Raw genomic sequence first — 13463 nt, 5'->3', positions numbered from 1 at the left:
GCCGCTACGCCGTGGCGTCGTAGCTGTAAATCCACTCGTATTTTTTTGACAATTGCGGCCCCACTGCCATCAGGGCCATCTGCGCTGCCACCCGCATTGGGCCGCGCAAGTGGAAATTGCGGGCGTTGGCTCCTGCGGCGGCCACCACACGCGTGGCTCGGGGACGACGGCGGGCCTCATAGGCGGCTAGGGCTTGTGTAACACCCGACTGATCCTCGAAGGCACGGGCAAGACACCATGCGTCCTCTAGCGCTAAGCACGCCCCCTGCGCCATGAAGGGCAATGTGGGATGGGCCGCATCGCCCAGCAAGGCAAGGCGTCCGTTCTGCCAATGCTGCGCCACGGGGCGCAGGAACAGCGCCCATAGATGGGTCTGGGTCACCTGAGACAGGATATCACCCACCGGACCCCCGAAATCGGCAAACCGTGCACGCAGGTCGTCGGGATCTCCGGTCAGACGCCAGCCTTCTTCCTGCCAGTCCGAGCGTTCTTCAATTGCGACGATGTTCATCAGGCGCTGGTCGCGCAGGGGATATGTGACGACATGGCGACCCGGTCCCATGGTCAGCGAAGCGCGCGGTGTTTCATCGTGACCCGACCACGGGATCGTTGCGCGCCATGCAATCTGGTGGGTGAACTGAGGTGCCTCTGCCCCGTTCAGGATCGGGCGAATGGCGCTGCGCCCCCCATCGGCCGCTATGGTGCATTCCGATCGCAGGCGTTCGCCATCGGCCAGCACCAACTCGGCCTCGTTGGGATGTTTTAGGACCGTCTCGACCCGCGCACCCAGCCGGATATCAACCCCCGCCTCGATCGCTGCAGCACGCAGCAGGTCCAGCAGATCGGCGCGGTGATAATAGTAGGTCGGCCCGGCCGCAGGCGCAGGCACACGGCTGACAACACGCCCTTTACGATAATCGCGCAGCACCGTGCCATAGGACAACTGGCCATGTTGCGGCTTGGCGCCAACCACGCCCAGCGCGCGCAGCACGACCATGCCATTGGCGCTGATCTGCAAGCCCGCACCCACTTCGGTCAGGGCCGGGGCCTGCTCGAACACCGTAACCTGCGCTCCGCGTTGGCGCAGCACCAAAGCCGCTGCCAGCCCGCCGATACCGCCCCCGATGACACTGAATTTCAGACCGTCGATATTCATGGACCCGCCTTAAACACAAAAACGCCGAGGCGACAGGCCCCGGCGTTTTAGAATCTCCCGCAGTGCCAGCGATCAATCGTCGCGGTGGACCTTCTCGCGGCGCTCATGGCGTTCCTGCGCCTCGAGCGTCATGGTTGCGATCGGGCGCGCATCCAGACGTTTCAACGAAATCGGATCACCGGTCATTTCGCAGTACCCATACTCACCCTCGTCGATCCGGCGCAGGGCCGAGTCGATCTTGGCCACCAGTTTGCGCTGACGGTCGCGGGTGCGCAGTTCAAGTGCGCGGTCGGTCTCCTCGCTTGCGCGGTCGGCAACGTCGGGGATGTTACGGGTGTTGTCCTGCAGACCTTCGATCGTGTCGCGGCTGCCTGCCAAAAGTTCGGTCTTCCAGTCCAACAGCTTGCGACGAAAATACTCAAGCTGCCTGTCGTTCATAAATGGCTCGTCTTCGGCCGGACGATAATCTTCGGGCAGAAATACTTCCTGCTTCATTTTTGCTCCCTCGGTGTGGCCTTCAACGCCGAGTGCACTCTCTTCACCAGACATGAGGCATTCCCTTCTGCGGAGCGTTTATCTGACGGCGCGGGGATTGTCACTATGCAAACGTAGCGCCGGACAAGTGTGATCATAATCAGTCTAAATATGAGACATCAAACAACAAAACCTTGTTTTTCTGTGAAAATTGGCGGGCCTTTTCAAGGCAATCCCCAAAATGCCGCAGGGTCTGTTAGCGCTCGAATCAACCAAAGGCATTGGACTCGCTGACCAATTTGGCGCGACGGCACGCAGCGACGCGGGTTGTAAAAATCCTCACTGCTCTGTAACCCAAAGACCACAGGCCGCGCGATACAGGATGAGGACCCCATGACCGCACGTTTTCAAGGCACAGCCGAATATGTTGCCACTGATGATTTGACCATCGCGGTGAATGCCGCGGTCACACTGGAGCGTCCACTACTAGTCAAAGGCGAACCGGGCACTGGCAAAACCGAGCTGGCCAAACAGGTGGCCGGTGCGCTGGGTCTGAAGATGATCGAGTGGAACGTGAAATCCACCACCCGCGCGCAGCAGGGCTTGTATGAATATGACGCCGTCAGCCGCTTGCGTGACAGCCAGTTGGGCGACGAGCGTGTGCATGACGTGTCGAACTATATCCGCAAAGGCAAGCTGTGGCAGGCGTTCGATGCCGACGAAAAGGTCGTGCTGCTGATTGATGAGATCGACAAGGCCGATATCGAATTTCCCAACGATCTGCTGCAGGAACTCGATAAGATGGAGTTCCACGTCTATGAGACCGGTGAGACGATCAAAGCCAAGAACCGGCCTATCGTGATCATCACCTCGAACAACGAAAAGGAACTGCCCGACGCGTTCCTGCGCCGGTGTTTCTTTCACTATATCCGCTTCCCCGATGAGACCACAATGCGCCGCATCGTCGAGGTCCATCACCCTGGGATCAAGGATGCCCTGCTGACCACCGCGCTGACACAGTTCTATGAAATCCGTGAGACGCAGGGGCTGAAGAAGAAACCCTCTACCTCGGAAGTGCTGGATTGGTTGAAACTGCTTCTGGCCGAGGATCTGACCGCCGAGGATCTGAAACGCGACGGGGCAAATGCCCTACCCAAGCTTCACGGCGCGCTGCTTAAGAACGAACAGGATGTGCACTTGTTCGAACGTCTGGCTTTTATGGCGCGCAGCAAACGCTGATCATGGGGTGATCGGCCTTGCCATACGGCAAGCGGGCTGTCAGCATTGGTTAACGACAGCCCGAAGACCGGGCATCCGAGCAGATGGGACAAGCTGAGTGTCTGACACCCTTACGATCCGCGCCTTGCGGCCTGATGATCGCGCCCAATGGGCTGAACTATGGCGCGATTACCTGACGTTCTATGAAACGACCGTTCCCGATAGCACCTATGACACCACTTTTGCCCGCCTTTTGGGTGATGACCCGCATGATTTCTCCTGCTTTGTCGCCGAAAGCGCCGGACAGTTGGTCGGGCTGACGCACTACCTGTTCCACCGTCATGCGTGGAAGGAAGAGCCTGTCTGTTATCTGCAAGATCTGTTCGCAACCCCGTCGTCACGCGGTACCGGCGTCGGCCGCGCGCTAATTCAGGCTGTATATGACGAAGCTGACCGTCAGGGTGCACCCTCGGTCTATTGGCTGACGCAAGAGTTCAACCACACCGCGCGCAAGCTCTATGACCGTATTGGCAAGCAAACGCCCTTCATCCGGTATCAACGCCCATGATCAGGCTTGGTGCGATGGTGTTCGGATTGGCCCTTGTAGGCTGCACCACGGTCACCCCACCCGAACCGCCGACGCGCGTCAAACCAACCGAAGACATCCTGCCGCCGGCCAAGTCATTCGCGACCGCGCGCCCAACCCCGCCCACGCGATCCAACGTGAATATCGCGCAGGATTTCGTGTCGCTTCACTTCGCGTTGGAAAGCGGCACTGCGCTGCCTGTATTCACCCGGTTTGAAGAACCGGTAACCGTGCGCCTTACGGGTCAGGTCACCCCTTCAATGCAACGCGATCTCCGACGCCTTCTGACCCGCTTACAGCGTGAAGCCGGGATCGATATCCGGCAAATCCAGGACGGCCCCGCCAATATCACCATCGAAGCCGTCAGCCAGGAACAAATCCAAAGTATCCTGCCCCAGGCCGCCTGTTTCGTGGTGCCCAATTCTTCGGACTTTGAGGAATACCGCCGGGATCGGCGCAAACAGAAAAGCAGTTGGCTTCGCCTGCGCAACCGGGAAAGACTGGGCATTTTCATCCCCTTCGACGCAAGCCCACAGGAAAAACGCGACTGCCTGCACGAAGAGCTGGCGCAGGCTTTAGGCCCTTTGAACGATCTGTATCATCTACCGGATTCGATCTTTAACGACGACAACATACACACAGTTCTGACTGGGTTCGATATGCTGGTCCTGCGCGCGGCCTATGCGCCTGAGCTGCGCAGCGGTATGACCCGCGAAGAGGTCGAGGCCGTTATTCCTGGCGTGCTAAGACGTCTAAACCCGCGCGGTGAAGATGTGCCGACGCAACCAACGACCCAGACCACGCGAGACTGGATCCGGGCTATCCAGAAATCGCTCAACCCAAACCGCAGTGTTGATGCCAGACTACGCTCGGCCGGTCGCGCCGCCCGGATTGGCGCGGAACAAGGATGGACCGACCACCGTCGTGCCTATCCCTATTTTCTGATGGGTCGGATGGAACAGTTCGACAATCCGCAAAAAGCCTTGCGCGACTACGACACCGCCCTGCAATACCTCCGCGCGACACCAAACACAGAGATTCATCAGGCGTATATCACGACCCAACTTGGAACTTATGCATTGGCACAAGGCAGCGGACCGCAATTCCTGCCCGAATTGGACAAAGCCATCGACGTTATGACGCGCGCTGAAAACGCCTCGCAGCTGGCAACACTACTGCTGCTGAAATCCGAGGCTCTAAATCAGGCGGGACACGCAACCGAAGCACGTTCCGTCAGGCTGGACAGTCTGGGGTGGGCACGCTACGGGTTTGGCTCGGAAACGGTGGTCCGGTCGCTGATGCAGGACGTTGCAGAGGCACCCGCGAATAACAGAGGCGGTTAACGCATGGTCGTAGTTCTGGGAATGGCATTACTGGGGGCGATCCTCGGAGCGATGGCCGCGCGCAAGCGTAACGGCAGTGGTGCGGACATGGCACAATACGCCGCGGGCTATGGTATCGCTTTTTCGCTGGTGGGCCTTATCCTGTCACTGATCATCGTCAGACTGATTTCGTAACCATGTTCCTGCCCTTCTTTGAGAACCTCCGCAAAGCCCGTATTCCAGTATCCCTGCGCGAATACCTGACCTTTCTGGAAGGCATGAAAAAAGGTCTGGCCACCTATGATGTCGAGGCGTTCTACTACCTCGCCCGTGTCTCGATGGTGAAGGACGAGCGTAATATCGACAAGTTCGACCAAGCCTTCGCCGCCAGCTTCAAAGGTTTGGAAGAAATCAGCTTTGATCAGGTGATCGAGGCCGTGGACATCCCTGCCGAATGGCTGGCCAAAATGGCCGAGAAACACCTGTCCGAAGAAGAAAAGGCCGAGATCGAGGCCATGGGCGGGTTCGAGAAACTGATGGAGACGCTGCAAGAGCGTCTCAAGGATCAGGAAAGCCGCCATCAGGGTGGCAACAAATGGATCGGCACCGCCGGGACCTCGCCGTTCGGGGCGTATGGGTACAACCCCGAAGGCGTGCGCATCGGCCAGAAGGAAAGCCGCCACCAGCGTGCGGTCAAGGTCTGGGACAAGCGCGAATTCAAGAATCTGGACGACACAGTTGAACTGGGCACCCGCAACATCAAGGTCGCCCTGAAACGCCTGCGCCGCTGGGCGCGCGAGGGCGCAGAGGATGAGCTGGATCTGGACGGCACCATCCGCGCCACCGCCGAACACGGCTATCTGGACGTCAAAACCCGCCCCGAACGTCACAACGCGGTCAAAGTGTTGCTGTTTCTGGACGTCGGCGGGTCAATGGACCCGCATATCAAAGTGGTCGAAGAGCTGTTCTCGGCCGCGCGGACCGAGTTCAAGCATCTGGAATATTACTATTTCCACAACTGCCTGTATGAAGGCGTATGGCGCGACAATGCCCGCCGCTGGGATCAGCAAACGCCCACACACGAAGTGCTGCGCACCTATGGCCCTGATTACAAGTGTATTTTCGTAGGCGACGCCTCGATGAGCCCCTATGAAATCGCCTATCCCGGCGGCGCCAATGAGCATTGGAACCAAGAGGCCGGGCAAGTCTGGCTGCAGCGCGCACGCGATCAGTGGGCGTCCAACCTGTGGATCAACCCAGTGCCCGAGAAATATTGGGACTACACCCATTCCATCAGCATGATCCGCGAGATTTTCGAGGACCGCATGGTGCCGATGACGCTGGTCGGGCTAGAGCAAGGAATGCGCGAACTGACGCGCTGAACCGGCTCTTAACTGCTTGTTGGCTCCCGGCCCGGCAATGCCAGCACTCGGGTCAGGGGTAAAGTCAGGCCCAGATAGGTTGACACCGCGCCCGAATACTTCGGGACGTCGTCCAACTGATCTTCGACCCGCGTGCCGTAGTAGATGTCGCAATCAACCGGTGGCAGTTCCATCTGCTGCGCCGTGCGGGCCGGTACCACCGAGAGCGCACCGAACAGATAAGCCAGCATCGGATCACCGCAGGATTTGCACAGACCGCGGGACAGAGGCGAAGGGCTTTTGGTGTGAATCCATTTGATCGTTGACGGATCAGCGAGACGCGCCTGCCCCCGGCGCAGCAGCAGCGCATCTGCGTAGGGCGCCTGATACACGGATTGGCATTTCGTGCAGTGGCAGCGAAAACGAACACGCGGCGCGGCTTTGACGATCACTTGGGTCTGGCCGCAGGAACAGGATGTCTGGATCTGTGTCATGCCGCAGGTTAAACACGCCACCCGCGACCGGTCAACGCGCCCTCACAGGCTGTTGCGCAGCGTCATTTTCCTGTTGCTTCGGCCTCTGCGCAGCCCCATATCAGAACTATGCTGCGCCTGACTCCGATCCTGTTGGCCATCGCCTATGCCGTCGTCATGTACCGGATTTCCGTGTGGCGTACCCATCGCGAATTGGACGCGAAATCGACCGAGTTGGCGGACCCTGCGCTGAAACGCATGACCGATCGTTTGGCGGCGGCGCTCGAGATCGAGCGGGTGCCGGTCTACATCTACGAAATCGACCCTGTAAATGGGTTGGCCGCGCCCGACGGGCGGATTTTCATCACGCGCGGGTTTTATCGAAAGTTTCGCAATGGCGAGGTCTCGGCCGAGGAAATGGCCAGCGTGATTGCGCATGAGCTGGGCCATGTTGCCTTGGGTCATGCGCGGCGGCGGATGATTGATTTTTCCGGTCAGAATGCGCTGCGGACAGCGCTGATCATGGTGTTGAACCGGTTCATTCCGTTCATTGGCGCATGGATTGCGAATATGCTGGCGCATCTTCTGGCCTCGCGCTTGTCACGCGGGGATGAGTATGAGGCGGACGAATATGCCGCCGCTTTGTTGACCAAGGCGGGGATCGGGATCGGGCCGCAGAAATCCCTGTTTCACAAGCTGGAAGAGCTGACAGAGCAGCGGGCCGGAGTCACGCCTGCGTGGTTGATGAGCCACCCCAAGACGGATGAGCGGATTGCTGCGTTGGAGGCGCTTGAACAGCGTTGGGGTGCCGGTGGATAGGTTGCGGCCGTGAGGGGCCAGCCCCTCACACACCCCGGGATATTTTTGGACAGATGAAGAGCGGATCGGGTTTAGGTGGTGAGGGCTTTGCCGAGACGTGGGAGGCGGGCTTTTTTCATCAGCGCGCGCAGGGTCCACTGGTCGCCTGAGAGGCGGTTGGCCTCGGCGAGAACACGGTTGGCGGTATCCGACAGGCCATTGGGGTCGGTTTGCCAGAAGCCATGCAGCAGCGCGTCGGGGTCTTGGCGGGTCAAGCCCTCCTCCGACAGAATGTTGCGGGGGAAATCCTTGGCGTTCATGGTGACGATCACATCTGATGACGAGGCTATGGCGGTGGCCAACACGTGAACATCAGCGGCATCGGGCAGCCAGAGGCGCTGTTCCAGACCCGGTTGCGCCGCGCGTTCCGCCTTGGGCCAGTGCGATTGGGTCAGGGCGATTTCAGCGCGGGCCTGTGCCTCGCCCGTGGGGCCCAGTTTGCGGGCGGCGCGGGCCCATTCTTCGAGGATGCGCGCAGACCATATGGGGTCGAAATGGCCCCGTTTTGCCGCGCCCAGCAGCATCTCTCGCATCACCGTGGGGTAGATGACACAGGTGTCCAGAACCGCCCTCACAGCCGGTAGAATACGGCTTTGAGGTATCCGCTTTCGGCTAGCTGCGGCAGTTGCGGGTGGTCTGGTCCGGCAAAACCCGTATGGATCAGTTGCGCCTGCCGCCCGGCCCGGCCGATTCCCCGCGATGAGGCGTCGCGGAAACGGCCCAGATCAGCGGCGTGAGAACAGGAACACAGGCCAAGATAACCGCCCGGTTTGACCAGCGGCGCGGCCAGACGCGCGATGCGCTCATAGGCGCGCAGGCCCGCGTCCAGTGCCTGTTTCGAGGGCGCAAAGGCGGGCGGGTCACATATGACCACGTCGTATTGCGCGCCCTCCTCGGCCAGTCGGGTCAAGACATCGAAGGCATCGCCCTGACGGGTTTGGAACCGGTCGGCACAGCCGGATGCTTGCGCGCCCTGGGCTGCCAATTCCAGTGCGGCGGCTGAACCATCGACGGACAGTGCCTGCCCCGCTCCGCCCGCCAGCATCGCCAGACCGAACCCGCCCACGTGGCTGAACACATCCAGCACCTGTGCGCCGGGTTGGACCAGCCGGGCCGCGAAGGCGTGGTTGGGCCGTTGGTCATAGAACAGCCCGGTTTTCTGACCACCGGTCAGGTCGGCCATATAGGTCGCGCCGTTCATCGGCACCGGCAGCGGCGCATCGGGGGCCGTGCCGCGCAGGGTGAGGTTGGCATCGTCCAGCCCCTCAAGCCCGCGTGTCCGGCCCGATGCGTTTTTCAGCACCGTGGTCACGCCGGTCACGGCGACCAGCGTGTCGGTCAGGACATCCAGATGCGCTTCGGCCCAGGCCGCGTTGGGTTGGATCACGCAGGCATCGCCAAAGCGGTCGATGATCACACCGGGAAAGCCGTCCGCCTCGGCATGGATCAGACGGTAATAAGGCGCGTCGAACAGACGCTTGCGCATGTCTAGCGCGCGGCGCAGGCGGGTTTCGAACCATGCGGCGTTCAGCTCGGCGTCCAGATCGCGGTCCAGCACGCGGCACATGATCTTGGACTCGGGGTTCACCGCAACCAACGCGATGGGCGCGCGATTTTCGTCCTCCAAAACGGCCAGAGCCCCCGCCGGAATTTTACGGGTACGGCGGTCGGTGACGATGTCATTGGCATAGACCCAGGGGAAGCCGTGGCGCAGACCGCGCGCATTGGCTTTGGGTTTCAGGCGGATACGGGGACGGTCAGCGGTTTGGGTCATGCCGCCCCTCTTAGTGGCTCCGGCGCGCGGGGAAAAGCCCTAGCGGTCGCGGGATCGCCAGCCGCCGCGCCGTTTGGGTTTTTGCGCCGTCTGCAGCCCTTCGGCCAGCACCTGCGTCATCGGATGATCCGCCTGCGCTGCGTAGACCGCGTGCAGATCGGTCAGCGCCTGCGTCTGGTCCCGATCCGCAGGCAGGCTGAGTGCCCAGTCCAGAAAGATGGTCCGGCATTCGGGCAAGGTGATGCCCTCGATATTATACGCCTCGCGGATCAGGCCCTTGTGGTCATTGGGGTCGTCACTGCGCGCCATGGGTATCCTCCGAAATCACGCGGCCGATGATCCCGGCGGCGGTGTCGTAACTGTCCTGCAGCGCGGCCTGTAGCTGGTCGACCTGTTCAAACCCGGTGGCCCGGCACAGGAAAGCGGTGCCGCCCTCGCCGATCTTGTCCGCCTCGATCACCTTACCCGACAGCAGCCGGGCCGCGCATTGTACCGACCAGCATAGATCATAGCAGTCCTTCAGCGTTTGCGCCTGCGCGACATCCAGCAGCCCGGCAGCGACTGCGCCATCCAGCCCTGTATGCACATCACGTTGAGGTAGACCGGCTAGCAACGCGCCCGTCTCGGCCATCAGTTCGATATCCATCATCCGGCCCGGGCCGTTCTTGGCATCCCAGATACCGGCCGGAGATTTGGCGGCGGCGAGCCGCGTGCGCATCTCGGCCACCTCGCGCAGCACCTTCGCGGTATCGCGAGGACGGGTCAGGAACTCGGTGCGGAAGGTTTCGATATCCTGCGCCAGATCAGCATTTCCAGCCACAACGCGGGCGCGGGTCAGGGCCAGGTGCTCCCAAACCCAGGCCTCATTCTGTTGGTAATTGGTAAAGCTGGCCCAGCTGGTTGCCACCGGCCCCTGATTGCCCGAAGGGCGCAGACGCATGTCGACCTCATAGAGCCGCCCCTGCGACATGGGCGCAGACAAGGCCGTGATCAGCGCCTGCGTGAACCGCGCGTAGTAGGTGCGCGTGGCCAGCGGGCGCGGACCGTCGGACATGTCCTGATCCAGCGGGTCATAGATCACGATCATGTCCAGATCGGATTGCGAATTGATCCGTCCCGCCCCGATTGAGCCCATGCCCAGCACCGCCGCCCCGCGTCCCGGCGCGGGTCCGTGTTTGCGGGCGAATTGCCCGGCCACATGCGGTAAAAGCGCGGCGATCACGGCGCTGGCCAGATCGGCATAGTGCTGCCCAGCCTGCGCCCCGTCGATCAGCCCGCGCAGGTGGTGAACACCGATGCGGAAATGCCATTCCTTGCACCAGCGGCGCGCAAAATCCAGCTGCGTCTCATAGTCCGCCTCTTGCGCCAGCGCCTGCTCCAGATCGGCCTGCAACACCGCCTGCCCCGGCCAGTCGTCAAAGAAGCTGCCGCCGATCACCGCGTCAAAAACCGAGGCATTGCGCGACAAGTGCCCTGCCAGCGCATGAGACGTGCCCACGATATCGACCAGCAGGTCGATCAGATGGGGGTTGGCCTCGAACAGCGAAAACAGCTGAACGCCTGCAGGCAAGCCCGACAGGAACCCGTCGAGCGCCAGCAGCGCTTCATCCGGTTTCGCGGTTTTGGCCAGACGCGACAGCAATTCCGGTTTCAGCCGCTCGAATATACGCGCACCCCGTTGCGAGCGCAGCGCCGGATAGGTCGGCCAGCGCGCCATGACGCCTTCGTCAAAGGCGACCTCGGGGGTCGGCGCGGGGGCTGCGGCTCCGGGGGCGAAAAACCCCTCGGTCAGCTCATGCACCTCGGTCAGGCGGCGGGTGAGGTTGGCGGTCAGCGCGGCGCTGTCCATCCCCATCAGGCAGGCGACGCGCTCGATACCTTCGTCTGATTGCGGCACCTTATGGGTCTGGGCGTCGTGGATCATCTGGATGCGGTGCTCGACCTCGCGATGGGCGCGGTAATGATCGGTCAGCTTGTCGGCAACCTCTGACGGCACCCAGTCCTTTGCGGCCAGCGCGGCCAGCCCCGGCACTGTGCCGCGGACGCGCAAATCGGGGTCGCGCCCTCCGGCGATCAACTGGCGGGTCTGGGTGAAGAACTCAATCTCGCGGATGCCACCCTGCCCCAGCTTCATGTCGTGGCCCGGAATGGTCAGAGCGCCGCCGGTTCCCTTATTCTCGCGGATGCGCAGACGCATGTCGTGGGCATCCTGAATGGCCGCAAAATCCAGATGCCGCCGCCAGACAAAGGGGCGCAGCGTGTCCAGAAATCGCTGCCCCGCCGCGATGTCCCCGGCGCAGGCGCGCGCTTTGATATAAGCGGCACGCTCCCACGTGCGGCCAAGGCTTTCGTAATACCGCTCGGCGGCTTCGGCCGCCATGCACACGGGCGTCACACCCGGATCGGGACGCAACCGCAAATCGGTGCGGAACACATAGCCATCGGCGGTTTTGTCGCTGAGCGTGGCACAGAAGTTCCGCGTGGCGCGCACCATGCCCTGCCGCGCCTCATAGAAATCATCCGGGTCAAACCGGGTCTCATCGAACAGCACGATCAGGTCGATATCCGAGCTGTAATTCAGCTCATGCGCGCCCATCTTGCCCATGGCCAGAATGATCATCCCAGCGGCGGTCTCAACGTCGTCCTCGGTCATGCCCGGCAACTTGCCGCGCCGGATCAGCGCCGCGATCTCGGCCTTGGCCGCCACATCCGCCGCCAGCGCCCCGAAATCCGTCAGCGCAGCTGTGACTTTCTCCAACGGCCACGCCCCTGCCACATCAGCCAGCGCGGTCAGCAGCGCCATCCGCCGTTTGCCCTGCCGCAACCCCGGTTTCAGCTGATCCGGCGGCAGCGCGCGGGCGGTGGCCATCACTTCAGCCAGCGCCTGATCCGGCTGCTGCAAGGCCCCGGCCAGCCAGTCTTTTTCCCGCTCGATCAAGCCTTTGAGATACGGGCTAGAGCCCGCGACACCCGCGATCAACTCACCCTGTTCCGGCGTCAGACCCGAAACCAGACCCCGAGTCTCATCACCCAACGCGGGATCGAACGGGCGTGGCATTCGGTGGATCGTCAGAGCGGTCATGATGGGGCCTCCGGCGTGTTACTGCCCCCAAATGGCCTGATTTCAAAGGCTTGCACAAGTCCTAACTGCATCGCTGCGACACCCCCGCAAAGCCAATGTAAAACATTTTTACATACACCCCTTGCAACCTGCCGCCCAACTCCCATCTATTCAATGTGAAGGCAATTTACATCAACCCCGGAGACCAAAATGACCGCACTATCCGACCCCGCCGTCCCTTCAAATCCGGGATGGCTGCACCGTATCGAGGCCTGGCTGGACGACAAGGGCAAAGGCGCCTGGATTGCCGCCATGGTCCTAGGTTTCATCTTTTTCTGGCCTGTGGGCCTTGCCCTTTTGGCCTATATGATCTGGAGCAAACGCATGTTCAGCAAATCCTGCAGCCGTCGCACGTCCTGGAACAGCCACATGAGCGCCATGAAACCTTCGGGCAACAGCGCCTTTGATGCCTATAAGGCCGACACCCTGGCCCGGCTCGAGCGTGAACAGCAGGACTTCGAAGCCTTCCTGCGCCGCCTGCGCGATGCCAAAGACAAGGCCGAGTTCGATCAATTCATGGACGAACGCGCCCGTGATAACCACGATGCAGACGAAAGCGACGCACGCGCCTGATCTGATCCTTGCCCTGCCCCGGCTTTCGGGACAGGGTGAACCCATTCAACGACGCGGATACCCCTATATGACTCATCTACCAGATCCAGATCGCCAACCGGAATTCTATCAATCGGTGGCGACCAAGCGCTTTGTTGCCTGGCTGTTCGATATCGCGCTGATATCGCTGCTTTGTATTGTGCCGGTCTTTCTAACTTTTTTTGCCGGACTGTTCTTTTTGCCTCTGATCTATGCCGTCATCAGCTTTGTCTACCGCGTCGTCACGATTGCGAACGGGTCGGCCACTTTGGGCATGCGTTTTATGGGAATCGAACTGCGCGATGCATTCGGCGCACGGATGGACCTGGGTAAAGCTATCGCCCATACAGCGGGATATTTCGTCAGCATGGCGATCTTTGTGGTGCAGGTCATCTCGGTCATTATGATGCTGACCAGTTCCCGCGGACAGGGCCTGACGGATTCCTTCCTTGGAACGGTGATGATCAACCAGCGCGCGTAATAGTAACCCTGTCGCGTGAATCACTTGGCGGCTCCGGGAACGATTGCT

Annotated in this window: 15 protein-coding genes; 8 read left to right on the top strand and 7 right to left on the bottom strand. The window is 61.1% G+C overall.

Going from position 1 to position 13463, the window contains the following annotated elements; all coding sequences use genetic code 11:
- Positions 1–4: 4 nt before the first annotated feature.
- The gene (locus J7380_RS02905) at positions 5–1156 is read right to left on the bottom strand and encodes an FAD-dependent monooxygenase (protein ID WP_209194397.1); all 1152 of its coding nucleotides are present in this window, start codon (positions 1154–1156) and stop codon (positions 5–7) included.
- Between the two features lie 72 nt (positions 1157–1228).
- Positions 1229–1651, bottom strand: a complete 423-nt coding sequence (gene dksA, locus J7380_RS02900; protein WP_170329440.1) for an RNA polymerase-binding protein DksA — start codon at positions 1649–1651, stop codon at positions 1229–1231.
- A 372-nt stretch (positions 1652–2023) separates the two neighbouring features.
- On the opposite strand from dksA, the gene J7380_RS02895 reads away from it, so the two are divergent.
- From J7380_RS02895 to J7380_RS02875, 5 genes are all read left to right on the top strand, one after another.
- Complete coding sequence (locus J7380_RS02895; RefSeq protein WP_170788747.1) at positions 2024–2869, top strand: MoxR family ATPase; 846 nt, start codon at positions 2024–2026, stop codon at positions 2867–2869.
- Between the two features lie 97 nt (positions 2870–2966).
- Positions 2967–3416, top strand: coding sequence for a GNAT family N-acetyltransferase (locus J7380_RS02890; protein ID WP_209194396.1), 450 nt, complete (start codon positions 2967–2969; stop codon positions 3414–3416).
- A complete protein-coding gene (locus tag J7380_RS02885; RefSeq protein WP_209194395.1) occupies positions 3413–4777 on the top strand; it encodes a DUF2927 domain-containing protein in 1365 nt (454 codons plus the stop codon). Before J7380_RS02890 ends, J7380_RS02885 begins: the two co-directional genes overlap by 4 nt.
- 3 nt (positions 4778–4780) lie before the next feature.
- A complete protein-coding gene (locus tag J7380_RS02880) occupies positions 4781–4951 on the top strand; it encodes a hypothetical protein (RefSeq protein ID WP_209194394.1) in 171 nt (56 codons plus the stop codon).
- A 2-nt stretch (positions 4952–4953) separates the two neighbouring features.
- Positions 4954–6138, top strand: a complete 1185-nt coding sequence (locus tag J7380_RS02875; protein WP_209194393.1) for a VWA domain-containing protein — start codon at positions 4954–4956, stop codon at positions 6136–6138.
- Positions 6139–6146: 8 nt separating this feature from the next.
- On the opposite strand, the gene J7380_RS02870 is transcribed toward J7380_RS02875, so the two are convergent.
- Entirely contained in the window at positions 6147–6611 is a 465-nt protein-coding gene (locus tag J7380_RS02870) for a GFA family protein (protein ID WP_209194392.1), read from the bottom strand.
- A gap of 108 nt (positions 6612–6719) precedes the next feature.
- On the opposite strand from J7380_RS02870, the gene J7380_RS02865 reads away from it, so the two are divergent.
- A complete protein-coding gene (locus tag J7380_RS02865; RefSeq protein WP_209194391.1) occupies positions 6720–7409 on the top strand; it encodes a M48 family metallopeptidase in 690 nt (229 codons plus the stop codon).
- 71 nt (positions 7410–7480) lie between these two features.
- Here J7380_RS02865 and J7380_RS02860 read toward each other — a convergent pair whose 3' ends face one another.
- From J7380_RS02860 to J7380_RS02845, 4 genes are read right to left on the bottom strand one after another with little or no spacing between them, the layout of a single operon-like run.
- On the bottom strand, positions 7481–8023 hold the full coding sequence (locus tag J7380_RS02860; RefSeq protein ID WP_209194390.1) for a PIN domain-containing protein: 543 nt from the start codon (positions 8021–8023) through the stop codon (positions 7481–7483).
- Positions 8020–9222, bottom strand: coding sequence for a class I SAM-dependent rRNA methyltransferase (locus J7380_RS02855; RefSeq protein ID WP_209194389.1), 1203 nt, complete (start codon positions 9220–9222; stop codon positions 8020–8022). The genes J7380_RS02860 and J7380_RS02855 overlap by 4 nt, the downstream gene beginning before the upstream one ends.
- Positions 9223–9261: 39 nt before the next feature.
- Positions 9262–9531: a hypothetical protein gene (locus tag J7380_RS02850; protein WP_209194388.1), complete on the bottom strand. Its 270-nt coding sequence runs from the start codon at positions 9529–9531 to the stop codon at positions 9262–9264.
- Entirely contained in the window at positions 9518–12307 is a 2790-nt protein-coding gene (locus tag J7380_RS02845; RefSeq protein WP_209194621.1) for a glutamine-synthetase adenylyltransferase, read from the bottom strand. Before J7380_RS02845 ends, J7380_RS02850 begins: the two co-directional genes overlap by 14 nt.
- A gap of 186 nt (positions 12308–12493) precedes the next feature.
- Here J7380_RS02845 and J7380_RS02840 point away from each other — a divergent pair, with 186 nt between their 5' ends.
- Positions 12494–12916 (top strand): DUF2852 domain-containing protein, encoded by a 423-nt coding sequence (locus J7380_RS02840; protein WP_170752663.1) that lies wholly within the window; start codon positions 12494–12496, stop codon positions 12914–12916.
- A 67-nt stretch (positions 12917–12983) separates the two neighbouring features.
- The gene (locus J7380_RS02835; RefSeq protein ID WP_209194620.1) at positions 12984–13415 is read left to right on the top strand and encodes an RDD family protein; all 432 of its coding nucleotides are present in this window, start codon (positions 12984–12986) and stop codon (positions 13413–13415) included.
- The last annotated feature ends 48 nt before the right edge of the window (positions 13416–13463 follow it).

This window comes from Ruegeria sp. R8_1, from assembly GCF_017743815.1.
Taxonomy (GTDB): Bacteria; Pseudomonadota; Alphaproteobacteria; order Rhodobacterales; family Rhodobacteraceae; genus Ruegeria; species Ruegeria lacuscaerulensis_A.
The sequence above is the reverse complement of the archived record's forward strand: the minus strand, read 5'-3'. Positions and strand labels throughout refer to the sequence as shown.